The organism is Knoellia remsis (assembly GCF_003002895.1).
GTDB lineage: Bacteria > Actinomycetota > Actinomycetes > Actinomycetales > Dermatophilaceae > Knoellia > Knoellia remsis.
Genome location: NZ_PVTI01000011.1, coordinates 45,557 through 71,096 on the forward strand (window position 1 = coordinate 45,557; position 25,540 = coordinate 71,096).

General features: G+C 71.6%; 12 protein-coding genes. 9 read left to right on the forward strand and 3 right to left on the reverse strand.

From position 1 onward, the window contains the following. From BCF74_RS08210 to BCF74_RS08245, 8 genes are all read left to right on the forward strand, one after another. Positions 1-1,767: an FHA domain-containing protein gene (locus BCF74_RS08210; protein ID WP_106297472.1), complete on the forward strand. Its 1,767-nt coding sequence runs from the start codon at positions 1-3 to the stop codon at positions 1,765-1,767. Then, positions 1,764-3,248: a serine/threonine-protein kinase gene (locus BCF74_RS08215; protein WP_106297473.1), complete on the forward strand. Its 1,485-nt coding sequence runs from the start codon at positions 1,764-1,766 to the stop codon at positions 3,246-3,248. The genes BCF74_RS08210 and BCF74_RS08215 overlap by 4 nt, the downstream gene beginning before the upstream one ends. Positions 3,249-3,323: 75 nt before the next feature. Continuing rightward, positions 3,324-4,034, forward strand: a complete 711-nt coding sequence (locus tag BCF74_RS08220) for an FHA domain-containing protein (RefSeq protein ID WP_106297474.1) — start codon at positions 3,324-3,326, stop codon at positions 4,032-4,034. 309 nt (positions 4,035-4,343) lie between these two features. Then, positions 4,344-5,312 carry an AAA family ATPase gene (locus BCF74_RS08225; protein ID WP_106297475.1) on the forward strand — a complete coding sequence of 323 codons (969 nt, stop codon included), beginning with the start codon at positions 4,344-4,346 and terminating at the stop codon, positions 5,310-5,312. 10 nt (positions 5,313-5,322) lie between these two features. Next, the gene (locus BCF74_RS08230; RefSeq protein WP_106297476.1) at positions 5,323-7,083 is read left to right on the forward strand and encodes a DUF58 domain-containing protein; all 1,761 of its coding nucleotides are present in this window, start codon (positions 5,323-5,325) and stop codon (positions 7,081-7,083) included. Then, on the forward strand, positions 7,080-9,488 hold the full coding sequence (locus BCF74_RS08235; protein WP_106297477.1) for a transglutaminase-like domain-containing protein: 2,409 nt from the start codon (positions 7,080-7,082) through the stop codon (positions 9,486-9,488). The genes BCF74_RS08230 and BCF74_RS08235 overlap by 4 nt, the downstream gene beginning before the upstream one ends. Beyond that, a complete protein-coding gene (locus BCF74_RS08240) occupies positions 9,485-15,868 on the forward strand; it encodes an Ig-like domain-containing protein (protein WP_245889271.1) in 6,384 nt (2,127 codons plus the stop codon). The genes BCF74_RS08235 and BCF74_RS08240 overlap by 4 nt, the downstream gene beginning before the upstream one ends. A 123-nt stretch (positions 15,869-15,991) precedes the next feature. Further along, entirely contained in the window at positions 15,992-22,303 is a 6,312-nt protein-coding gene (locus tag BCF74_RS08245; RefSeq protein ID WP_245889272.1) for an Ig-like domain-containing protein, read from the forward strand. A gap of 30 nt (positions 22,304-22,333) precedes the next feature. On the opposite strand, the gene BCF74_RS08250 is transcribed toward BCF74_RS08245, so the two are convergent. Further along, complete coding sequence (locus BCF74_RS08250) at positions 22,334-22,549, reverse strand: biotin/lipoyl-binding carrier protein (protein WP_106297479.1); 216 nt, start codon at positions 22,547-22,549, stop codon at positions 22,334-22,336. Between the two features lie 291 nt (positions 22,550-22,840). Between BCF74_RS08250 and BCF74_RS08255 the strand changes: the two genes are divergently transcribed. Continuing rightward, positions 22,841-23,545, forward strand: coding sequence for a zinc ribbon domain-containing protein (locus tag BCF74_RS08255; RefSeq protein ID WP_106297480.1), 705 nt, complete (start codon positions 22,841-22,843; stop codon positions 23,543-23,545). Positions 23,546-23,638: 93 nt separating this feature from the next. On the opposite strand, the gene BCF74_RS08260 is transcribed toward BCF74_RS08255, so the two are convergent. Together BCF74_RS08260 and BCF74_RS08265 are read right to left on the reverse strand one after the other, a co-directional pair. Then, positions 23,639-24,730, reverse strand: coding sequence for an inositol-3-phosphate synthase (locus BCF74_RS08260; protein ID WP_106297481.1), 1,092 nt, complete (start codon positions 24,728-24,730; stop codon positions 23,639-23,641). Positions 24,731-24,901: 171 nt separating this feature from the next. Continuing rightward, a complete protein-coding gene (locus BCF74_RS08265; protein WP_106297482.1) occupies positions 24,902-25,492 on the reverse strand; it encodes a PadR family transcriptional regulator in 591 nt (196 codons plus the stop codon). Between the last annotated feature and the right edge of the window lie 48 nt (positions 25,493-25,540).

Here is a 25,540-nt window from a genome sequence, read left to right on the forward strand (position 1 = left end):
GTGAGCAGCACCGAGGTCACGACCCAGCCCGCGAGGGGCTGGGTCTCGCTCTCCGCCGGGGACCGGCACCTTCTCGTGCGCGGCCCCGAGGACCTGGCCGGCGAGCTCGAGACCGCGCTCGCGGACGGCGTCCCGGCGGTGCTCGCCGTGCTCACGCGGGACGGGCTCGGGTCGCTGCCCGAGTTCGCGGTCGTCGACGCATCGGGGGAGCAGGTGCGCGTCGTCGTCGCCGGGTCCGCCGTCGTGCGCGCCGACGGCGCCGAGGTGTCCGCCGACGGCCGTATGCCGTGGCGCGACATCGATGTCGACGCCGCCTCCGTGGAGCTGACCTCGGGTGCGAAGGGCGGCTGGCGCCGCCCGTCGCGGCTCGCTCGGGGTGCCGCTGCCGCCGGTGCTGGGGCTGGCGCTGCCGGTGCCGCCGGTATTGCTGCGGCCGATAGCGGCGTCGATGACGGCGTCCGGCTCGCCAGGACACCGGTGGAGCCGGACCCGCAGCCTGAACCGGACCCGCAGCCGGAGCCGGAGTCCGTGGCCGAATGGCCTCCCTCGGACGAGGAGGACATGGCCCACGCGGACGTGGCCGACGAGGTCCAGCCCGAGCCCGAGCGGGATGTCCACGACCCTGAGCCGCAGCCGGAGGTCCGCGAGCGCGAGCCCGAGCCGCAGCCCGAACCTGAGCCGGAGGCGCGAGAGCCCGAGACGGTCACGGAGGCGCCGGCCGACCGCGCGCCCGAGGCCGAGCGCGACGCCGCCCCGGCCGACCAGCGCGCGGCCGACGACGCCGCGCAGCAGCCGCCGCAGGCCCCGCCGGTGCCGCCGGCCGACCTGACGCTCCCGCCGTCGGAGGAGTACGCCGGCGCCGCTCCCGCGGAGCGCGTCGCCCCCGAACCGGCCCCGAAGCCGGAGAAGAAGACGCTCATCGACAGCGTGCCCTGGCGCACCCTGCCGGAAGACGGCGCCGGACCCGACGAGTCCGACCGGGCACCCGAGCCCGAGCGCGAGGCCGCGCCGGCCGCTGCCCCGGCCGTCCCGCCACCGCCGCCGCCCCCGGGAGGCGCGCCCGCGGCATACGAGGACGAACCGGCGCAGCCGGACCCCGAACCGGCTCCCGACCCCCGCGACGGCCCCACCGGGCCGGACAACTGGGGCATGACCGGGCCGTCGCCGATGGGCGAGCCGGACGCGCCCGCGCCCAGCCCGGTCGACACGACCTCGCCGCCGCAACCGCCACCGATGCCGCCGGCGGACGTGACGATGGACCGTGGCTCGATGGGCCTGCCCGCGAACGACGGGCCGCCGGACAGCCCGATCGTCCTCGCCGTCATCTGCCCGGCCGGGCACCACTCGTCCCCGCACGCGAGCGTGTGCCGCGTGTGTGGCCGCGACATCCCGACCCAGCAGCCGTTCCAGACGCCGCGCCCCCAGCTCGGCGTCCTCCGAGTCTCGACGGGCGGGCTCGTGCCCCTCGACCGCGGCATCCTGCTCGGCCGCTCCCCGAAGGTGAACTCCGACCTGCCGCCGAGCAGCCGGCCCCACCTCGTGCGTCTCGCCTCGGCCGAGAACGACATCTCCCGCAACCACGCCGAGGTCATCCTCGAGGGCTGGCACGTGCTCGTGCGCGACCTCGGCTCGACGAACGGGACGACGGTCACCCTCCCCGGTCAGGAGCCGGTCCGGCTGCGCCCGACCGAGGACTTCGGCATCGAGCCCGGCGCGGTCCTCACCCTCGCCGACGAGGTGTCGCTCACCTACGAGGTGGCCGAGTGAGCCGGAGCGCTCCCGGTCCGGCACCGGAGATCCCCGGGCTCGTCTACCGACAGCCGCTCGGTTCCGGTGGGTATGCCGACGTCTTCCTCTACGAGCAGCAGTCGCCGCGGATGCCGGTGGCGGTCAAGGTGCTCAAGCGTGAGGGCCTGACACCGGCGATCCGCAGGCAGTTCGTCGAGGAGGCCAACACCATGGCCCAGCTCGCGGACCACCCCTACATCGTGCAGGTCTTCCGCAGCGAGCAGCTGCCCGACGGCGGCGCCTACCTCGTCATGAAGTACTACCCGCCGCCCAACCTCGCCACCCGGGCGAAGCGGGACCGGCTCGGCGTCGAGGAGGTGCTGCGCACCGGCATCCAGCTCGCGAGCGCCGTCGAGACCGCGCACCGGGCGGGCATCATCCACCGCGACATCAAGCCGGCGAACGTCCTCGTCAGCCAGTACGGCGCACCCGGTCTCACCGACTTCGGCATCGCCGGCCGCGGCACCAGCCAGGACGAGCACGACGAGGACGTCGGCGTCTCGGTGCCGTGGTCCCCGCCGGAGGTGCTCTACGGACAGAGCAACGGCGACGCCCGCAGTGACGTCTACTCCCTCGCCGCGACCCTGTGGCACCTGCTCGTCGGGCGCTCGCCGTTCGAGCAGCCGGGAGGCGACAACTCGGCATACGCGCTCATGCCCCGGATCCGCGCGACGCCGGTGCCGCACACCGGCCGCGCCGACGTCCCGCTCAGCCTCGAGCGGCTCCTCGGCCACGCGATGTCGAAGAAGCCCGACGCCCGTCCGCAGACCGCGCTCGAGTTCGCGCGCGGACTCCAGGCGATCGAGCAGGAGCAGCGGTTCGCGCGCACGCCGATCGTCGTCCTCGACGAGTCCGGGCACACGACGGTCGCCGACACCCCGGCGCCGTCGCCGGAGCAGGAGGACCCCGACCGCACGAGCGTGCGGGCGCCCGCAGTCGCGTCGGCGCAGACGCACCTGCCGAACCGGGCGAGCGCGCCGGCCAGCGAGGCTCCCGCCGACGACGGGCCGCAGCCGACGACCATCAGCGGCGGCGCGCTGCTCGGGGCCATCGGCGTCCTCGTGCTCGCCCTCGTCGGGGCTCTCGTCTGGGCGATCGGTTTCCGCGGCGACGACGCCCCGACCGAGGCGTCGACCAACGCCCCCAGCGCCAGTGTCACGCCCGGCGGTGGCGGCGGTCCGGTCGTCGACATCCCCGAGCAGCCGCTCATCGACGGTCGGCCGGTCGCGGGCGGGGTCGCGTTCACCTGGCAGTACGCCGGCGTGCGCAAGGGCGACTTCTACCGAATGCGCATCGCCGCGAGCGAGGCCGCCGTGGCAGAGGCCGAGGTCACGACGGTGCGCGAGATGCCCCACCAGGTCAGTGCCAAGCCCGGGCAGACGGTGTGCGCGCAGGTGGCCGTGGCGCGCGCTGCGGGCTCGACCTCGGCATACTCTGCGATCAAGTGCGTGACGGGGTAGCCCGCCGCACACGGACACAGCCCGTCCAGGAACACAGCCGCAGTGACAGTGACGCAGTGAGGGGAGCATGACGCGATGGCCGTGACGGTGGAGTTCTGCGGTGAGGAGTTCCGCGCGCCCGAGGACGCGCCGCTGACGATCGGCCGGGTCGCCGACGTCGAGATCGACGACAACCCGTACCTGCACCGGGTCTTCCTCCAGGTCGTCCACGAGCACGGGCTGTGGTGGCTCGCCAACGTCGGCTCGACGCTCACCGCGACGGTCGCCGACCGCAAGGGCCTCTTCCAGGCGTGGCTCTCGCCGGGCGCGCGGATCCCGCTCGCGCTCGAGTCCTTCACCGTGTGGTTCACCGCCGGCCCGACGACCTACGACTTCGACATCACCGTCGACGACGCGAGCTTCACCTCCGTCGAGACCGACAAGGAGCTCGAGCCCGAGGACTCGCCCGGCGAGACGACGGTGGGCCGGGTGTCGATGACGCCGGACCAGAAGCTGCTCGTCGTCGCTCTCTGCGAGAGCTTCCTGCGGACCTCGTATGCCGGCCAGGGCCAGATCCCGTCGTCGGCCCAGGCGGCCGGTCGCCTCGGGTGGACGACGACGAAGTTCAACCGCAAGCTCGACAACGTCTGCCAGAAGCTCGCCGACGCCGGCATCCGCGGGCTGCACGGCGGACCGGGCAAGCTCGCGAGCAACCGCAAGTCGCGGCTCGTCGAGCACGCCCTGTCGACGCGGATGGTCACCGAGGCCGACCTCGCCCTCCTCGACGGGCTCGGCGACGACCACTGACCCGCACGACGCGTGGGGCGGTCGCGTGGGGCGCCCGACGCGTGAGGCGGGCACGCGTGGCGCGCGGCCGGCATACGGTGACCGGCACAGCGGCATACGGTGACTGGCCCATCCGGGTCGTGGGCGCTGGCTATCGCGGAATGCCGGCAAGCGGGTAGCATGCGGCGCGGCACGGCTGCGCTTTCCTGTCCATGGCTCGAACGGGCGTTGTGCCACAGCAGTACCCACGGGGGGTGACTGGGCTCGGGGGCCGTGCAGGGTCTTCCGCGTCGGGTTCACCCCGCCCAGCGACGAGAGGACCCCGACCCCATGACGGTCACCCCTGACCAGGCTGCGTGGTTCACCAAGACCTTCGAGGCCATGGTGAGCAACGTCGACAAGGCCGTGCTCGGCAAGGAGCACGTCATCCGCCTGGCCCTCACGTGCATGCTCTCCGAGGGGCACCTGCTCCTCGAGGACTTCCCGGGCACGGGCAAGACCCAGCTCGCGCGAGCACTGTCGAGCACGGTGCAGGGGACCAACAGCCGGATCCAGTTCACGCCCGACCTGCTGCCGTCCGACGTCACCGGCGTGACGATCTACGACCCGAACACGAAGAAGTTCGAGTTCCACCAGGGTCCGATCTTCGCGACGATCGTCCTCGCCGACGAGATCAACCGCGCCTCGCCCAAGACGCAGTCCGCGCTCCTCGAGGTCATGGAGGAGGCCCGCGTCACCGTCGACGGTGTCCGGCACGAGGTCGGCGAGCCGTTCATGGTCATCGCGACGCAGAACCCCATCGAGCAGGCCGGCACCTACCGGCTGCCCGAGGCCCAGCTCGACCGCTTCCTCATGAAGACGACGCTCGGCTACCCCGACCATGACGCGACCGTCCGGGTCCTGCGCGACGCCAAGACCCGGGACCGCACCAAGGCGCTCGAGCCGGTCGTCACCTCGCAGGTCGTCCTCGACATGGCCGAACTCGCCGACGAGGTGCATGTCGACGACGCGATCCTCGACTACGTCTCGCGCATCGCCGAGGAGTCGCGCCGGCACGTCAGCGTCCGCCTCGGTTTGTCGGTGCGTGGCTGCCTGGCGTTCATCCGCTGCGCGAAGACGTGGGCCATCGGCCAGGGCCGCACCCACGTCATCCCCGACGACATCAAGCTGCTCGCCCAGCCGGTGCTCAACCACCGCCTGCTCGTCACGGCCGAGGCCCAGTTCGCCGGCATCACCGTCGACCAGGTCATCACCCAGATCCTCGGCGAGGTCGCCCCGCCGACCGAGCGCGTCGCCTGAGCACCTGACGATGTCCGAGCCGGTGGAGCCCGACGAGGGCGCGACGACGTCACGCTCGCAGCTGCGACGCGGCGGCGGGCGGCGCGCTTCGGCGACCCCTCCGGCAACGCCTCCGGCGACCCCTCCGCCTACGCCGGCAACGCCTCCGGCAACGCCGAGCTCCGCGCCACCCCGCACTCAGCACCCCGCCCAAGTCCCCGTCGCGCCCGACGAGGACGAGGCGACCGTCTCCCGGTCCTCGCTCAAGGTCCGGCCGGCGCAGGACCAACCCCAGCGCCGCCGGGCGGACAGCTCGTCGACGGCATCGGGCGGGTCGCGCTGGCGCAGCCTGCTCGGCCTGCGCCAGCCGGAGCAGGACACCCAGGAGGTGCGCCGCGCCGGCGGGCAGGGCATCGGGTCCGCCGGAACGAGCGGACCGGACGGGACGAGCGGGCCGGGCGGCACGCGCGGACAGAGCGGACGCTCGACGCGTCGCCGCCCCGAGCTGCCGACCATCACGCTGCCGCGGGTGCAGATCCCGTCGGCCATCACCGACACCGGCGCGCGCATCCTCGACCTCACCGGCGAGCGCATCAAGCCGCTGGCCGAGCGTTCCGAGCCGGTGTGGCGACCCGTGCTGCGGGTTCTCGGCTGGGTCTCGCCGCTCGGGTGGACCGTCTTCGTCCTCGGGCTCGTCGCGTGGTTCCTCGCCGCTCGGTACGAATGGACCGAGCTGGCCATGGTCGCGGTCGCGTGCCTCGTGCTGTTCCTCGCCTGCGTCGCGCTCGCGATCGGGCACGCCAAGGTCGAGATCCGCACCGAGGTCGACCCGACGCGCGTCACCGTCGGCGACACCGCCACCGGTCGCATCGAGGTCCGCAACCTCTCCGGGCGCGGCATGCTGCCGCTCCTCGTCGAGCTGCCCGTCGGGCGGTCCGCCGCCCGGTTCACGCTGCCCTCGCTCGGGTCGGGCAAGTCGCACGAGGAGCTCTTCGTCGTCCCGACCGAGCGTCGTGGCGTCATCCAGGTGGGGCCGGCGACGACCGTCCACGGCGACCCGCTCGGCCTCGTCCGCCGCACCATGGAGTGGACCGAGCAGACCGAGCTCTTCGTCCACCCCGAGACGACGTCGCTCGAGCCCCTCGGCGCCGGTCTGCTGCGCGACCTCGAGGGTGAGGTCACGCCCGACCTCTCGATGTCCGACCTCGCCTTCCACGCGCTGCGCGAGTACCAGCCGGGCGACGACCGGCGCTACATCCACTGGCGCTCCAGCGCCAAGCACGGCCGGCTCCTCGTCCGGCAGTTCCTCGACACCCGCCGCTCCCACCTCGCGGTCGTCGTCGACACCTCGCCCGAGGTCTACACCGGCGAAGATGCGGCGGTCGAGCTCGCGATCTCGTGCGCGGCGTCGCTCGCGGTCCGGTCCATCATGGACGAGCAGGACACGACGGTCGTCGTCGGCTCCGAGCAGATCTCGCGGCAGACCGCGCCACTCACCCTCGACACGTTCTCGCGGACCGAGGTCCAGCCCGTCGACGTGTTCGCGGCAACCGGTGACGCAGCGGCCCTGGCCCCCGACGCGAGCATCGCCGTGCTCGTCACCGGCCCGCACCGCCCGTTCATCCAGGTCCAGCGCGCCCTCGGCCAGTTCGAGGTCGAGGTCATCAAGGTCGCCCTCGTCGTCGACCCCGACGCGCAGGTGGGGGTCCGTCGCGGCGCCGGCCTGACCATCCTCACGGTGCGCGAGCTCGCCGACCTGCGCCGTGTCCTCTTCGCCGGAGCCCTCGTATGAGCGAAGCCACCCAGAGCCGTCGCGAGCTGCGCGAGGAGCAGCAGGCCTCGCGGAGCCTGTCGATGCCGTCGTTCGGTATGCCGTCCCGTGACGCCCTCGTCGACCTCGCCTTCGCGCTCGTCCTCGTGGGGATCGCGCTCGTGGGCTTCCGCACCGGCTTCATCGGCTGGGAGTGGGTGCTCGCAGCCGGTGCCGGGGTCGTGCTCGGCACCCTCGTCGCCCACGTCGCCGTCGCCCGATCGTGGCCGCTCGTCCTCACCGCACTCGTCCTCGTCGCCGTGCACTTCCTCCTCGGTGGGCCGTTCGCCGTCCGCGGGGACCTCATCGGCGGCGTCGTCCCGAGCCTGCAGACGCTGCGCGACCTCGCGACGGCTCCGGTCACGGGGTGGAAGGAGTGGCTCACCCTCCTGCCGCCGGTCGATGCCCGCGGTCCACTCGTGGCCCTGCCGTGGGTCACGGGACTGGTCGGCTCGGCGCTGACCTACGGCGTGGCCCGGCGGTTCCGCAGCGTCAGTGCCGCGGCGATCGCCCCGGTGGTCCTGCTCGCCGGCAGCATCGCCCTCGGCACCCAGCAGCCGGCGGCCAAGCTCGTCCAGGGTGTCGTCTTCGCGCTCGTCCTCATCCTGTGGCTCGTGGCCCGCTCGGCTCGCACGCGCGCTGCGCTCCAGAACGGCGCCGGCCGGCAGGCCCGCACCGTCACCGGGGTCGCGCTCCTCGCCGTCGCCGCGGTGGCCGGAACCTTCCTCGGACCGTTCCTGCCGGGGACCGACGAGGGGGCTGCGCGGGCGGTCGTCCGCAGCGAGCTCACGCCGCCCTACGACGTCGCCCAGTTCACCAGCCCGTTGTCGGGGTTCCGGGAGTACACCGAGCCGAACGCCGCCGAGCTCTACGACAAGGAGATCCTCTCGGTCTCCGGCCTGCCCGACGGCACTCCCGTGCGGTTCGCGACCCTCGACAGCTACGACGGCCTCGTCTGGGGTGCCGCCGACCGGGCCATGGACGGCACGCCGTTCCAGCAGGTCGGGTCGCGCATCGCGCCGCGTGCCACGGGTGAGAGCGCGACCGTGACCGTGACCGTTCCGGAGGGCGGCTACGACGGGGTGTGGCTCCCGCTCGCCGGGTCGACGACCGGTATCAGCTTCACCGGCGCACGCAGTGACGACCTCGCCGACGCGTTGTGGCTCAACACCGCGACCGAGACCGCCGCGGTCCCGGCGTCGATCGGCCCGGGTGACAGCTACACCTTCGACACCGTGCTCACGGGGGAGTACTCGACGAAGCTCCCCGCCGAGCTCGACGTCGCGAGCGGCGGCCAGATCTCGCAGGACACGAGCTTCCTCGACAGCAAGCTCGACGCCTGGACCGGTCAGGAGAGCGGCGCCTGGCAGAAGCTCGTCGCCGTCGCGAAGACCATGAGCTCCGAGGGTGCCTACACCGACGGTGGGACGGCGAACTCCTACGAGAAGGTCTACCTGCCCGGTCACAGCCTCGGCCGACTCAGCCGCTTCGTCGGCTCGACCCAGCTCGCGGGCAACGACGAGCAGTACGCCGCGACCCTCGCCCTCGTCGGCAACCGCCTCGGCATCCCGAGCCGGGTCGTCATGGGCGCCATCCCCGAGGCCGGCGGCGTCGTCAAGGGCAAGGACGTGCACGCCTGGGTCGAGGTGCAGCAGGACAACGGCACGTGGCACGCCCTGCTGCCGTCGACGTTCCTGCCCGACCGCAACAAGAAGCCCAACGAGCAGCAGCTCAAGTCGGAGGAGCAGAAGGTCGGCGCCCAGGTGCCGCCGCCCGCCGGTGTCAACCCGCCGTCGGTGCTCCAAGGTCCCGACCAGGCCCAGAACGCCACGGACATCAAGAAGAAGAAGCGCAACCCGCTCGACATCGGTGCCTGGCCGCTCTGGCTCAAGATCCTCGTCCTCGGCATCCTCCTGCCGATCCTGCTCGCCGTCGGGATCTGGGCGCTCATCCGCTGGCTCAAGGCGCGTCGTCGCCGCAAGCACGCGACGACCGGTCCGACGCCGGCGCGCGCGGCGTGGGTGTGGCGCGACCTCGTGAGCGACGCCCGTAGCCTCGGTGTCGCCGTCCCGCGGGGCGCGACCCGGCTCGAGCAGGCCGCGGCCTTCCCCGAGGGGGTCACGGCCGCCCCCATCGCGGCAGGCGCGAACGCCGCCGTCTTCGGCCCGGGTGACCCGGAGCCCGAGGTCGCGGTGGGTCTGCTCGAGGAGGCCGACGGGGTTCGCCGCGAGCTGCGCGGTCACACCTCCCGCTGGCGCCGCCTGCGCTCCGACCTCAGCCTGCGCCCGTTCTTCGAACGCGACCCGCGGACGCGGACGGCGGCTCGCCGCCTCCCGTCGCTGCCCGCGCTGCGCCGGACCAAGGCCACGGGCGGTGCCTCCGCGTGAGACTTCCGGGGGGACGTGGCGCCGCCGGTAGCGGCGGGAGTCGGCGCACCCGCGCCGACCGGCGCCGGGGCCGCATCGCGTCGGCGACCGTCGTCGCCGTCGCGGCGGCGTCGTTGGTGTATGCCGCGGTGTCGTCGCAGGGTGCGACGGTTCACGAGGCCGATGTCGGGGATGGTGGGGTGTGGATCACCTCGGATGTGCAGGCGAAGTTCGGTCGGCTGAACAAGGCCGTGTCTCAGCTGGACGCGGGTGTGGCCGCGGATGTGGCTCCGGGGTCGGGGATCGACGTGCTGCAGGATGGCAGTGCGGTGGTGGCGTGGTCGAAGGCGACGGCTCAGCTGCAGCCGATCGATGTGCGGACGGCGCAGCTGCGTGAGGAGACGGCGACGGCGCCGGCGGTGCCGGAGCGGGCTCCTGGTCGGGTGGTGCCGACGTTCGTGGGTCTGCGGGGTGGCACGTTGGCGGCGGTGGACCCGAAGTCGGGCAAGGTGTGGGCGCAGCGGGTCGACACTCGCAAGGGCATCGACTCGTTGTCCGGGCTCGGTACGGGGGCCAAGCCGCTTGCGACGGTGGGTGCGGATGCGGTTCTCGCGGTCGGTGAGGACGGAGCCGTTCACGTCGCCTCGGGCGCGAAGGGCACGGTCACGACGATTCGTCCCGTGGGGGAGAAGTTCGCCAAGCCGATCACGGTGGACAGTGGTGCCAAGGGCACGCTCCTGCAGGTCACAGCCGTCGGCGGGGACTGGGTGGTCTACAACCCCGAGCGCGACACCGTGCACAGCGCAGGCAACACCGACGGTGCCGCCGCGGGTTTCGCGGCGACCGAGGGTGAGCGTGCGTATGCCGTCCTGCAGGCTCCCGGACCGGCATCCGGTTCCGTGGCGGTCGCCGGAGGCAACGGTCTCCGGATGGTGCCCCTGGAAGGCGGAGTCGGCCAGGGCGGGATCGAGATCTCCGAACGTGTGGGTCGCAGCGGCGGCGTCCCGCTGCCGGCGAGGCCGGTGGTGCTCCGGGGTTGTGTGCACGGTGCATGGTCCGAGCCGGGCAAGGTGTTCTACGGCGCCAACTGTGGACGCCAGCAGCCGGTGCCGACGGGCACGATCGAGAACGTCAGCGAGACCCCGCTGCGCGATGGTGTGGCCTTCCGCGTGAACCGTGGCGTGATCGTGCTCAACGACCTCGACAACGGCAGTGCGTGGGACCTGCTGCAGGACAAGCAGAAGATCGACAACTGGGATGCGCTCATCCCGCCGCCGCAGCGCGACGACGACAACAAGAAGAAGGACAAGAACCTCGTCGACGACGCGGTCCAGCAGCAGCCGCCGGAGGCCAAGCCCGACGACCTGCGGGTCCGCGCCGGACGCACGAGCAAGCTGCATGTCCTCGACAACGACACCGACGCGGCCGGCTCCGTCCTCGCCATCGACCCGGCCGACGTGAGCGCCCCGTCGAACCCCGATGTGCGCGTCTCCGTTGCGGCCGACGGCCAGAGTGTGGATGTCAACGTGCCTGCCGGCACCACGGCGCCCTTCCAGTTCACCTACCGCGTCGGCAACGGCACGGTGAAGTCCAAGACCCGCGCCACCGTCAAGGTGAGCATCGTCGACGACGCCACCAACAACGCCCCGTTCCTCCGGCCCGGACAGGCCAAGCTCGCGAAGACGGCATACCCGGTCCTCGCGGGCAAGCGCATCTCGGTGCCGGTCGCGGCGGACTGGCGTGACCCGGAGTCCGACCCGGTCATCGCGACGGTCGACGGTGAGGGCCTCAGCATCGATGGACAGGGACGCCTGTCGTACCTGGCTCCGCCGGAGCCCGGCAAGGGTGCGGTCGAGTACGTCGCCGACGACGGTCGCGGCGGGCGCACCAAGGGTTCGGTGCCCGTCGAGGTCATCGCGTTGACCGAGACGCGCCCGCGTCCGCCGGTCACCCAGCCGGACGTCATCCGTGGCGTCGTCGGCAAGCCGCTGCAGATCGAGCCGCTCGGCAACGACATCGCCGGCGCCGACCCGAGCGACCCCTCGGCTGAGATGCGTCTCGCCGGTGACGTACGCGCGACCGGCTCCCTCACGACCGACACCAACCTCGACACCGGCGTGGTCACCGTGACGCCGTCTGCGCCCGGGTCCTTCGAGCTGTCGTATGCCGCGCAGGTCGGCGGTGGCGTCGCGCCGGGTCGGATCCGGGTCGACGTCATCGAGGCGGCCGACCCGGAGGCGCTACCCGTCGCGGTGGGCGACACCGCGACGCTGCGGGACCAGTCGCCGACCCTCGTCGACGTGCTGGCCAACGACTACAGCCCGCGGGCGGACGTCCTCGTCACCCAGGCTGCCGGTGGCGCGACCAGTGAGGACTCGTGGCTCCAGGCGTCGATCTACCAGGGCAGGTGGGTGCGGCTGGTGGCGCTCGAACCCGCGGGGTCGGCGGCCAACGGCACGAGGTCGGGCACGATCCGCTACACCGTCTCGGACGGGTCGAAGTCGGCCACGGGTCAGGTGACCGTGACCCAGAAGCCGACGCAGGAGCAGAACCCTGTCGTCGAGGACGACTCCGCCGTGGTGCGCGAGGGCGACACCGTCGCGGTGCCCGTGCTCGACAACGACACCATGGCCGACGGCATACCGCTCTCCATCGACCCGAAGTCGGTCAAGGTCCTCGGTGACGGGGCCCAGCAGACCGCCTTCGCCTCCGGCAACGTCGTCCGGTTCGTCCCGTGGCAGCGCGGACTCACCGCCGAGGCCACCGTCACGATCGAGTACGCCGCGTACCCCGAGGGGATGCCCGAGCGGGCTCAGACCGGTCGCATCTCCGTGCGGGTCACCCCGCTGCCGACGACGGCCCGACCGAACCAGGTGCCGGTGGCGCGCAGCTTCAGCTCGTCGGTGACGGCCGGTGACCCGCTCACGATCACGGTGCCGACGAGTGGCGTCGACCCCGACGGTGACACGGTCGGTGTGACCGGCATCGTCGGGGCCCAGGACGGCGCCCTCGACCTCAAGTTCGGTCGGGTCGTCTCTACGGGCCCCTCGACGATCCGCTACGAGTCCTTCCCGACCGCTTCGGGCACCGAGGTCATCCCGTACGAGGTGGTCGACAGGTTCGGCGGCGTGAGCCGGGCGTTCGTCCGGGTCGGGGTGGTGGCACCGGGTGACCCGCAGCCGCCGGTCGCGGTCGACGACACCGTCACCGCCGCCCCGGGCAAGACCGTCTCGGTGCCGGTCACGGCCAACGACCTCATCGCCCGCGGTGACTCGGTGGAGCTGCTGTGGAAGGAGTCCAACCCGGGCGAGGACCTCACTGCGTGGAAGGTCGACGAGGAGCAACAGACGGTCTCGACGAAGGTTCCCGACGAGGGTGCCCCCGTGCACGACTTCGTGTACGGCATCAGCAACGGGGTGTTCGACCCCTCACGCGCCAGCCTGCTCGTGCGCGGGCAGAAGGACTTCATCAACCCACCGACAGCCACTGATGACGTCGCCAAGCCGAAACCGGGGGAGACCTCGACGGTGGTGGACGTCCTCGCCAACGACACCGACATCGACTCCGACCCGAGCACCCTGAAGATCGTCGAGGTCCTCTCCCCGAACGCCACGGTCGAGAGCGGCAAGGTTCGCGTCACGATCACCGAGCAGCCGCAGACCGTCCCCTACGTCATCGAGGACGAGGACGGCGCCCGGGCCATGGCGGTGATCTATGTCCCGCGGGGCGACGGAGGGACACCGTTCGTCGTCGAGGGCGCGCTCATCGAGATGGACAAGGACGCCACGAAGACCGTCGCGCTCTCCGACTATGTGAAGTCCCCCCAGTCCCGGGTCCTCGGGGTCACCTCGCCCGAGACGATCTCGACCGCGCCCTCGGCCAACCTGTCGTTGACCGCGGAGGGGGGCCAGCTCACGCTCACGTCCTCGGGTGCCTATGTCGGACCGGCCTCGGTGATGTTCGAGGTCTCCGACCAGCAGAGCGAGGACCAGAAGGACGTCAACACGGCATACGTCTCGGTGCCGGTGCAGGTCGGGCCCAAGGTGGCGCTGCTGCGCTGCCCGAGCACCGCGGTGACGATCCTCGCGGGTGGCAACCCGCGCGAGCTCGACATCCCGTCACTGTGTCGGGCCTGGCTGCCCGTGGGCCTGTCCATGGACGACGTCGAGTTCACCTCGCAGTGGCAGAGCGAGCCCGCCGACCTGCGCACCGAGCGCAGCGGCACCGGACAGCGGCTCGTGACTCTCAGCGCAGGTTCCGGCGCCCGGTCCGGCAAGGGTGTGCTCCGGGTCGGGGTTCGCGGGTCCGACGTCACCGCAGCCATCAACGTCACGGTCGTCGGCGCCCCGACCGAGCAGCAGACGGCCACCGATCCGGCGACGAGCATGCCCCCGCCGCGACTGCGACCCATGACGATCAACGGGCTCAAGGAGGGCGACAGCCAGCAGCTGGACGTGCGCTCCTACCTCGACTCGCCCCTCGAGAACCCCGAGTGCACGATCGTCGCGGCAGCCGTCACCAGCGGGCAGGGCCTCCAGGTCTCACGCAGCGGCTGCGTCCTCACCGTCACCGCCGGGGCGAAGCCGGGTCCGAGCGGTCGCATCTCGGTCAACGTCAGCGACGGACCCAACCGACAAGCCGTCGGCGCGGTTGCGGTGACCATGCTGGGGCGCCCCGGTGCGCCGACCGCCGTTGCGGCACAGGCCGATCGGGACGCCGGCGGCCGAGCACGCGTCTCCTGGACCGCCCCGGCCTACGACGGCGGTGCACCGATCCGCACCTACACCGTGAAGTGGACCGGCGGCTCCACGGGCAGCCAGGACTGCTCCGCCTCCCCGTGCACCATCGCCGGTCTGACCAACGGCAAGGACTACTTCTTCACCGTCACGGCGACCAACCTCGTCGGCGAGGGCGACCCCGGTGGTCCCAGCAATGCCGCCCGACCCGACACCAAGCCGGGGCCGGTCGGTGGGGTGACCATGGCCGGCCGCGGCGACGGGTCGTTGACGATCAGGTGGTCGCCGCCGGAGAACAAGGGCTCGGCGGTGAGCAAGTACGTCGTCCGCCTCGTCCCCACCGGTGGCGGCAGCCCGCGCCTCGTCGAGGTGGCCGCTCCTGCGACGACGACGACGGTCAGCGGCCTCGACAACATGAGCCAGTACTCCGTCGCCGCGCAGGCCTACAACGAGGCCGGGCCCGGACCCTTCGGGACGGCCGCGACGATGCAGTCCGCCGGCAAGCCACCGGCGCCGACGGGCCTCAAGCTCACCCCGAGCGGGCCTGGCCCCAACGCCGACCTCGCCTCGCTCACCCTCACGTGGAACACCACGAGCCCCAACGGCCCGCCGCTCAAGCACTACACCGTCCGCAAGCGCGTCAACGGCGGGGCGTGGCAGGTCCTGCGGACCGTCGCCGCGGGAACGACCCGCACCACCGACCAGGTGAGCTACGACGGCAAGCGCTATGAGTACACCGTCTCGGCGACCAACGGCGCCGACCTCGAGGGTGCCCCCTCGACGCCGCAGTCGTTCACGTCCGTCGGACAGCCCTCGACGCCTCGGATCACGAGCGCCACGACACCCAAGTCCGACTACGAGGCCACGGTGACCGTGAGCCTCGGCCAGCCGCGCTCCGGGGCGTTCACCTCGCTGACATGGCGCTCCTCCTCCGGGCGCAGCGGGGTCATCCCCTGCTCGGCATCGACGTGCCCGGCCGGCGGCACCCGGACCTTCACGACGTCGGCGCTGCCGCTCGGACAGCAGACCATCACGGTCACGACGTACAACGGCACGATGTCGTCGCAGCCCTCCAACGGGGTGGGTGTCTCCCCGTACGGCCCGACGCCCCGCCCGGAGCCGAACGGCGGCTCGACGAGCGGCAAGACCGTCACGTTCCGCTGGACCCTGCCCACCAACGGCCGCCCCATCACCAAGGTCGTCATCTCGGGCGCCAGGTCCTACAACGGCTCACCCATCACCTCCACGTCGGTCACCGCCGCCAACTACAACCAGGACGTCACCATCCGCATCACCGCCTACTCGGCCGCGGGAGCCTCGCCGGTGCTCACGATGACCCGTCGCACCGGCCCACCGCCGGCGCCGCAGGTGACCAACGTCAGGTATGGGCCGTACTACGTCGACTACGACGGAGGCATCGGTGAGTGCGGGTACTCGCCGGGCTGCCCGCGGGTCTACTTCGACTACGCCAACTTCCCCACGGGCAACGGCACCTACCTGTGCCAGTCCGAGGGCGCCGGCAACGTCGGCCCCAAGGCGTTCACCAGCTCGGGCACGGGAACGGTCCAGGGCTGGTGCATCTTCGCCAAGGGCGGCGTCGGGCGCGTCCGGATCACCGCAACCGTGGGCGGCCAGAGCGCCACCTCGGACTGGACGAACTGGTAGCACGGTGGCAGTGAGGCGGGGAGCTCTCCCCATTCCCGCAGGTCAGCGCCCTGTGCGATCCTTGACCGCGGGGATGACCAGCCCGATGGGCGTGGTCATGTGAGCCAGGAGAACCAGAGAGACATGACACGAGCAGGACGAGCGACGCGTATGCCGCGTGGGCGACGTGGGGTCGCCTCCGTCGGCGTGCTCGCGGTCACCGCATCGATGCTGCTGTATGCCGCGGTCACCAGTGAGGGGACGACCGTCCACGAGGCCGACGTCGGCGACGGTGGCGTCTGGGTCTCCTCGAGCGCGCAGGCCAAATACGGCCGACTCAACACCCAAGCGCGCCAGCTCGACGCCGGTGTCTCCACGGCGCTCGCGACCGGGTCCAAGCTCGACGTCCTCCAGGACGGTGCGGCCGTCGTCGGGGTGGCCACCGGCAACACCCTCATGCCGATCGACGTGCGGACGTCGACGGCTCAGGACTCCGGCGCCGCGGCTCCCGCTCCGGTCTCCGTCGACGGCCAGTTCACCCCGGCGACGGTGGACATGCGTGGCGGCACCATCGCGGCGGTCGACCCCAAGACCGGCAAGGTCTGGGCGCAGCGCGTCGACGTCAAGAAGGGCATCGACTCGCTCACCGACGTGAGCACGACGGCCAAGCCGCTCGCGACGATCGGCGGCAACGCCGCGATCGCCGTCGACGAGCGCGGCACCGTCGTCGCCGCCTCCGGCGCGACCGGCCGCGTCGTCACCATCGCGGCCGCCGGCGACGACCTCGCCAAGCCGGTCACCGTCACGACGAAGGTCCGGGCCCCCAGCCTCGACGTCACCGCGGTCGGCGACACGTGGGTCCTTTACGACCCGACCAAGGACGAGCTCACCATCGAGGGCCGGGACGAGCCGATCAGCGCGGGGGCAGCGCTCGGTGACGGACCGGCATACGCGGCACTGCAGCAGCCGGGACCCAAGGCGAGCTCGGTCGTCATCGCCAACCGCGTCGCCGCGCGACCGGTTCAGCTCGACGGCAGCGGCGAGGGCCAGGGTGGTGTCGAGGTCCAGGAGCAGGCGAACCGCTCGGTCGAGCCGCCGCTCGTCGCGCGTCCCGTCGTGTTGCGGGGCTGCCTGCACGCCGCGTGGTCCGAGACGGGCAACGTCTTCTACGGCGCGAACTGCGGCCGCGCCAACCCGGTCGCGGCGGGCACCCTCGCCGGCGGTGGCAAGGGTGTCGTCCGCGACGGCGTCGCCTTCCGGGTCAACCGCGGCAACATCGTCCTCAACCAGCTCGACACCGGCGACGTCTGGGACCTCGACTCGACGAAGCAGAAGATCGACAACTGGGACGCGCTCATCCCGCCGACGAAGAAGGACGACGACAACGACAAGAAGGACGAGAACGTCGTCGACGACCAGCAGGTGAGCCAGCCGCCCAAGGCGATGCCCGACAACCTGCGGGTGCGGGCCGGCCGGACGAACAAGATCCATCCGCTCGACAACGACACCGATGCCAAGGGCTCCATCCTCGCCATCGACCCCAAGGACCTCACCCCACCGAGCGCGCAGGATGTCACGGCCACCGTCTCCAGCGACGGCCAGAGCGTCGACGTCGCGATCCCCCAGAACCCGAGAGCGAGCACGATCACGTTCTCCTACAAGGTGAGCAACGGCAAGGCGAAGCAGAAGGGCTCGGCCAAGATCGTCCTCACCGTCGTCGGCGACGAGGTCAACACCCCACCGAAGCTGCGTGAGGGCCAGGCCCAGCTCGCCCGCACGACCTACCCCGTCGTCGCCGGCGGGCGGGTGGCCGCCTCCGTCCTCGGTGACTGGCGCGACGGCGAGAGCGACCCGCTCAGCGTCGAGGCCGTCGACCCGAGCACCGTCATCGACGGACAGGGCCGTGTCGGGATCACCGCGGCCGCGAAGCCCGGTCCGGCCACCGTCGCCTACGGCGTCAACGACGGGCGCCTCACGACCAAGGGCGAGGTCGACCTCACCGTCCTCGACCTCACCGACCCCAAGGCCGTCCCGCCGAAGACCCAGCCGGACGTCGTCCGTGCCGTGCTCGGCAAGCCGGTCCAGCTCGAGCCGCTCGGCAACGACGTGCCCGGGGCCGACCCCGGTGACCCCGACGCCAAGCTGCGCCTCGCGGGCGAGGTCGTCCCGTCCGGCGCGCTCGACGTCGACACGAACCTCACCACCGGTGTCGTCACCGTGACGCCCACCGGGCTGGGTTCGACGGAGCTGTCGTATGCCGCGCAGTCCGGTGGGACCGTCGCTCCCGGTCGGATCCGCGTCGACGTCGTCGAGCCCGCCGACCCGGAGGCGCCGCCGGTCGCCGTGCCCGACGGTGCGACGCTGCGCGACCAGTCCCCGACGATGGTCGACGTCCTCGCCAACGACTACAGCCCGCGCGCCGACGTCGTCGTCACCCAGAGCGCCACCGCGGCCGGTGACAACCGCTGGCTGCGCCCGACCGTCTACCAGGGCCGCTGGGTCCGCATTGAGGCCCTCGAGCCGTCGCCGGTCAGCGGCACGGGCAGTCGGCAGGGCACGGTCGAGTACACGATCAGTGACGGCACGAAGCGCACGACCGGGCGCATCAACGTCGTGCAGCGGCCGCCGCTGCAGGGGACGGCGCCGACGGTCGAGGACGACAAGGTCACGGTGCGCGAGGCCGACAGCGTCTCCATCCCGGTCCTCGACAACGACACCATGGCCGACGGCATCCCGCTCGTCCTCGACCCCGGCAGCGTCAAGGTCATCGGCGGCGGCGAGCAGCGCGCCTTCGCCTCCGGCAACCTCGTCCGCTACGTCCCGGAGTTCACCGGGCTCACCGCACCCAAGGACGTCGTCATCGAGTACGCGGCGTATGCCGAGGGCGCACCCGAGCAGGCGAAGACCGGTCGCGTCACGGTCACCGTCACCCCGCTGCCCACGACGACGTCACCGAACCAGGCGCCGATCGCCCGCAGCTTCTCGGGCTCGGTCACCGCGGGCGAGTCCGTCACCCTGACCATCCCGTCGACCGGAGTGGACCCCGACGGCGACACAGTGACGATGCGCGGCATCGTCGGTGCGGAGGCCGACGCCCTCGAGCTCACCTACGGTCGCGTCGTCGCGATCGGTCCGGCGACGATCCGCTACGAGGCCTACCCGAACGCCGCGGGCACCGACCTCATCCGCTACGAGGTGCAGGACCGGTTCGGCGCGACGAGCCAGGCGTTCGTGCGTGTCGGCGTCGTCCAGCCCGGCGACCCGCAGCCCCCGGTGGCCGTGGAGGACGAGATCGTCGCCGCCCCCGGCAAGCGCGTCCGGGCGCACGTCCTGCGCAACGACCTCATCGCCCGGAACGACTCGGTTCGGCTGGAGTGGGAGGACCTCAACAGCGACGCCGTGAAGCGGCAGTGGCAGGTCGACGAGGACGACAACACGATCTCCACCGTCGTTCCCGAGCCGACGGCACCGACCCACGAGTTCGGCTACGGCATCGACAACGGCATCTTCGACCCGTCGCGCACGACGGTTCTCGTCCGCGGCGTCCCGGGCTACGTCAACCCGCCGATCGCGCAGGACGACGTCGCCAAGGTGACCCCGGGGGAGACCACGGCCCTCGTCGACGTCCTCGAGAACGACACCGACATCGACTCGGACCCGACGACCCTCAAGGTCGCCGAGGTGCTCTCCCCGCAGGGCAAGGTCGAGAACGGCAAGATCCGGGTCACCCTCACCGACTACCCGCAGACGGTCCCGTATGTCATCGAGGACGAGGACGACGCCCGGGCCCTCGCACTGATCTATGTCCCGGCCGGCGACAACGGGTCCCCGTTCGTCGTCGAGGGTGCGCTCGTCGAGATGGACAAGGACTCGACCAAGACCGTCGACATCGCCGACTACGTGAAGTCACCGCGGGGCAAGGTCGTCGGCATCACCGCGGCCGCGACGGTGTCGTCGTCACCGAGCGCGTCCCTTGAGGCCCAGGCCGACGGCGCGAACCGCGTCACGCTGACATCGAAGAACGGCTACATCGGCCCCGGCGCCCTCATGCTCGAGGTCAGCGACCAGGAGTCGAACGACGACAAGGACGTGCGGACGGCATACGTCTCGGTGCCGGTGCAGATCGGACCCAAGGTGCCGCTGCTGCGCTGCCCGAGCGCCCCCCTCGTCCTCAACGCCGGCGGGCGCGCGCGCGAGGTCGACATCCCGACGTACTGTCGCGCCTGGCTGCCCATCGGCATGAACCTCGACGACGTCCGGTTCGAGGCGACGTGGGAGCCGCAGCCGCAGGGCGCGGACCTCGAGCAGGCCGAGGCAGGGGGTCGTCTCGTCACCCTGAGCGCGGGGGAGCGGGCGCCGTCCGGCACCGGTTCGGTCACCGTCAGCTCGCCCGGTATGCCGTCCGTGAAGTTCCCGGTGCGCGTCCTCGGTCTCGGGGACGGGGGGATCGTCGGTGCCGGGCTCTCCGACGCCAACGCTTCTTTCGGTCCGCCACGGGTCCGCCCGATCTCGGTCGACGGGCTCAACGAGGGCGAGTCGACGACCGTCGACGTGAGCCGCTACCTCGACTCGCCGCTGGCGAAGCCGGCCTGCTCGATCCAGGCGGCGGCGCTCGAGAGCGGCAGCGGCATCGAGGTCTCGCGCAGCGGCTGCACCCTGACGTTGCGGGCGACGTCGCAGCCGTCCCCGATCGCGACGATCTCGCTCGTCGTCTCCGACGGTCCGGAGCGGAGCGCGCCCGGACGCGTCACCGTGACGCTGCGCGGCAAGCCCGCGGCTCCGCAGAACGTCAGCGCCATCGCGGACCGCATCGCCGGTGGCCAGGCCCGCGTCTCGTGGTCGGCGCCGACGTATGACGGCGGTCTGCCCATCTCGCGCTACACCGTGCGTTGGGCGGGTGACTCGCAGCAGTGCAGCTCGTCCCCGTGCACCATCACCGGCCTCACCAACGGCAAGGACTACACCTTCACCGTCGTCGCGACGAACCCCGTCGGCGACAGTCCGCCCGGCGGCCCGAGCAACGTCGTCCAGCCGGACACCAAGCCGGAGGCGACCTCGGGTGTCCGGATGGTCAGCCGCGGGGACGGCACCCTGAACATCGCGTGGTCCCCCGCCCCGAACAAGGGCTCGCCGATCACGAAGTACGTCGTGCGGCTCATCCCGACCGCGTCGGGCTCGTCGCCGCGCACGGTCCAGGTCGCGGGTGGGGCGACGTCGGCGACCGCGAGCGGTCTGAACAACAACACGCCCTACTCCGTGGCGGTCCAGGCCTGGAACAAGGCCGGTGCGGGTCCCTTCGGTCCGGCCGTGCAGATGCAGTCCGCGGGCACGCCGCCTCCGGTCACGGGCATCAGCGGTGCCACGCGCGGTGCGGGTGCGGCCTACGACTCCGAGTCGATCAAGCTCACGTGGAACCAGCAGACCAACCCCAACGGCCCGCCGCTGAAGGCGTACACGATCTACCGCAACGTCGGTGGTGGCGCGTGGACGCAGATCGGCCGGGTCGGTGCGCAGACCCGGACCTTCGCGACGACGATCCCGTATGACGGGCGGCGCTACGGCTTCACGGTCACCGCGACGAACGGCGCCGACAAGGAGTCGGCGAAGGGGACGCCGTGGACCTACACGTCGGTGGGTGTTCCGACGACTCCGTCCGTCCGGGCGTCGACGCCGCGGGCCGACAAGTCCGTCGTCGTCAACGTGCAGATGGGCAAACCCCGCGCCGGCGGGTTCGACAAGATCCTCTGGCGCGGCGGCGGCAAGAACGGTGTCGTCGACTGCGGGTGCGCCCCCGGCACGACGAAGACGTTCACGTTGCCGAACATGGGGATCAACCCGCTGACCATCAAGGTGCGGACCGTCAACAGCGGCGGCACCCAGTCGGCCGAGGCCACCAGCAACCAGGTCCAGCCCTACGGTCCGACGATCGCCCCGTCGAACCTGCGCGCGTCGGTCTCGGGCCGGACGATCACGTGGCGTTGGAACATCACGAACAACGGCCGACCGGTCAATGTCGATGTCTCCGTCGACGGTGGTCCGTGGAAGAACCCCGACGGGCGCGAGGTCCACAGCCAGACGTTCAACTACTCGACCACCCACGGGCTCCGGGTCCGGGCCACAACCGTGACGGGCTCGGAGATCACCGGTCCCGTCCGCGCGACCACGGTCGACGCTCCGCGCGAGCTCACCCGGGTCTGGGAGAAGGCGGGATGCTCGGGTCCGAGCGGCCAGCCCTGCGTGGCGTTCTCGGTGGCCGGGTTCAAGCCCGGTACCTACAACGTGATCTTCAACCACACCTCGGAAGCGGGGCGCTTCGACACCGGCACGAACCTGCGGGTGGGGAGTGATGGCCGGGGCACGTGGAACGGCGAGTACTACGTCAGGAAGTACGGCACCACGCTGAACATCAGGTTCATCGGGCCGAGTGGTGACTTCGTTCTCGGCACACGCTGGTGAGGTCGCTTCGGTGCGGCGCGACGACCTCGCTCAGTCGATGACGGCGAGGATGTCGCCTTCCTGGACGACGTCGCCGACCTCGACCTTGACCTCACTCACCGTCCCCGCGTGCTCGGTGAGGACGGGGATCTCCATCTTCATCGACTCGAGCAGGGCGATCTCGGTGCCCGGCTCGACGCTCTGACCCTTCTCGACGGCGATCGACAGGACGTTGGCGACGAGATCGGAGACGACGTGGTGCGGCATACGGCGAACCGTATCCACTACGGCGCGGTAACCACGAACGCCGCTGCACAGGTGGGATGACTCGACCCTGCTTGTTCACCGTCGATGACGGATAGGTGTGCATGAACACTTATCCGTCATCGAGGGTGAAACCAACATGACCACCCCCGCGGCCCCGGACGGGTCCGGTGCCGGGGGCGTATGCCGTCCGCGCATTTCGAGGTGCGCGGCGTCGCCGTTAGGGTGGGCTGCCGAGGCGGCGCGCCTGCGAGTGCGCCACCTCGCCGCGTTCCCCCTGATGAAGGACTCGTCATGTCATGCCGCTCCTGCGGCGCCGCGCTCGAGGGCACCGCGCAGTACTGCTCCCAGTGCGGGGCTCGCGTCGAGCTCGGCGCCCTCCTCGGCGTCGGCACCGCCGTCGACGCAGCGCCCGTCGACCCGGACGTCGAGACCGAGGTGGAGCGCGACCGACGGCCGTTCCCGCTCGGACGAGCGCTGGCGATGGTCGCGACGTTCCTCGTGCTCACCGTCATCGGTGCACTCGCGTTGACCCGGATCTTCGGGTCGGGCGGCCCGGAGCAGGCAAGCGCCGCGTCCTCGGCGCAGGCGTCCCAGACCGAGGAGGAGGCCGGCGACACGGCGTCCTCCGCCCAAGCGCCCTCGCAGACGCCCTCCGGCGGGGCCGCGTCACCGACATCGACGCCGTCCCCCACGCCGACGCCCTCGTCACCGTCCCCCACGCCGGTGCAGATCCCCGCCGGAGCGCGACTCTGCTCGACCGCCGGCACCGATGCCGTCGCCAGCGCCTACGCCGGGACCGAGCGCACGAGCTGCGAGTTCTCCGAGTCGGTGCGGACGGCATACCGCGACGAAGGCACCCCGGACGGCGAGGCGAGCCTGCGCGTGCGCAGCCCCGTCACGAAGAAGTGGTACTCCCTCACCTGCGACGGCGGCACGCCCGTGCGCTGCGTGACGACGACCGGTGCCGTCGTCTACCTCGCCCCCGCGGGCAACTGACCCCCACACCATGTATTGCCCGTCTGGGCCGTTCCAGCGCCGGCGCACCGGCACGAGATGGAGCCCAAACGGGCAATACGTGGGATCAGAGCGTCAGCGCTCCTCGGTACCTGCGATGAAGGCCTCGAGCTTCGCGCGGCCCTCGGTGTCCTCACGCTGCTCCGGCGGGGACTTCATGAGGTAGGACGACGCCGACAGCAGGGCGCCGCCGATGCCGCGGTCCTTGGCGATCTTCGCCGCACGGATGGCGTCGATGATGATGCCCGCCGAGTTCGGCGAGTCCCACACCTCGAGCTTGTACTCGAGGTTCAGCGGCACGTCACCGAACGCGCGACCCTCGAGGCGGACGTAGGCCCACTTGCGGTCGTCGAGCCAGGCGACGTAGTCCGACGGGCCGATGTGGACGTTCTTGTCGTCGATCTTGCCCGCGAGCGGGCCGTCGAGGTTCGACGTCACGGCCTGCGTCTTCGACACCTTCTTGGACTCCAGGCGCTCGCGCTCGAGCATGTTCTTGAAGTCCATGTTGCCGCCGACGTTGAGCTGGTAGGTGCGGTCCAGCGTGACGCCGCGGTCCTCGAACAGCTTGGCCATGACGCGGTGCGTGATCGTCGCGCCGACCTGGGACTTGATGTCGTCACCGATGATCGGCACACCGGCGGCCTCGAACTTCGCCGCCCACTCCGGGTCGGAGGCGATGAAGACCGGCAGCGCGTTGACGAAGGCGACACCCGCGTCGATCGCGCACTGCGCGTAGAACTTGTCGGCCTGCTCCGACCCCACCGGCAGGTAGGAGACGAGCACGTCGACCTTGGCGTCCTTGAGCGCCTGGACGACGTCGACCGGCTCGGCCGGGGACTCGTCGATCGTCTGCGCGTAGTACTTGCCGATGCCGTCGAGGGTGTGGCCGCGCTGGACCTCGACACCGCTCGTGGGGACGTCGGCGATCTTGATGGTGTTGTTCTCCGAGGCGTTGATGGCCTCGGCGAGGTCCTTGCCGACCTTCTTGTCGTCGACGTCGAACGCCGCGACGAACTCGACGTCCTTGACGTGGTAGTCGCCGAACTGGACGTGCATGAGGCCGGGGACGGTGCCCGACGGGTCTGCATCCTTGTAGTACTCGACGCCCTGCACGAGCGAGCTCGCGCAGTTACCGACGCCGACGATGGCGACGCGGATCGAACCCATGATGGTGTTCTCCTTCTGGTGGGGTTGCCGTTCTCGGCGGTATGCCGTGTGGCAGGGGATTGGTCTGTCGGTCTGGTGGTCGTGTGGTCGGGGTCGGGTGTTCCGGTCGGGTGGCCAGTCAACGCCTCGCCCGTGACGGGCCGGTGTCGGGCCGGGAACGAGTGGCTGGACCTAGGGCTGCGGCCCCGGGTCGTTCGGATGACGCCGCTCGGCGTCGATGAGCTCGGTGAGCCAGCGGACCTCGCGCTCCTGGCTGTCCTCGCCGTGCTGGGCCAGCGCAGCGGTCCACTGGTCGAGGCGCTCGCGGGCCTTGGCCGAGTTGGCGCGCACGGTCTCGAGCTGCTCCTCGACGCGCGAGCGCCGGCCCTCGAGGATCCGCAGCCGCACGTCGGCCTCGGTCCGGGCAAAGAAGGCGAGCCGCACCCCGAAGCCGTCGTCGTCGTAGGCCGCGGCGTCGATGCGGCGGGCGGCCTCCTCGAAGGCCTCCTTGCCGGCGGCGGTGATCTCGTAGACGATCCGGTTGCGTCCCGTCGCGCGTGCCGAGCCGGCCGCGGCGGGGACGGGCTTGCCGGCCGGGGTCGACTGGGCGATGAGCCCGCGGTCGAGCAGCCCCGACAGCGCCGGGTAGAGGGTGCCGTAGGACAGGGCACGGAAGGCGCCGAGGGCCTCGTTGAGCCGGCGCCGCAGCTCGTAGCCGTGGGCCGGTCCCTCGTGCAGCAGCCCGAGGAGGGCGAAGTCGAGCAGTTCGGACCGCTTGCTCACGGTGTCTCACCTCCATCGCCGGTCACCTGACAAACCTCGCGCTTGTCA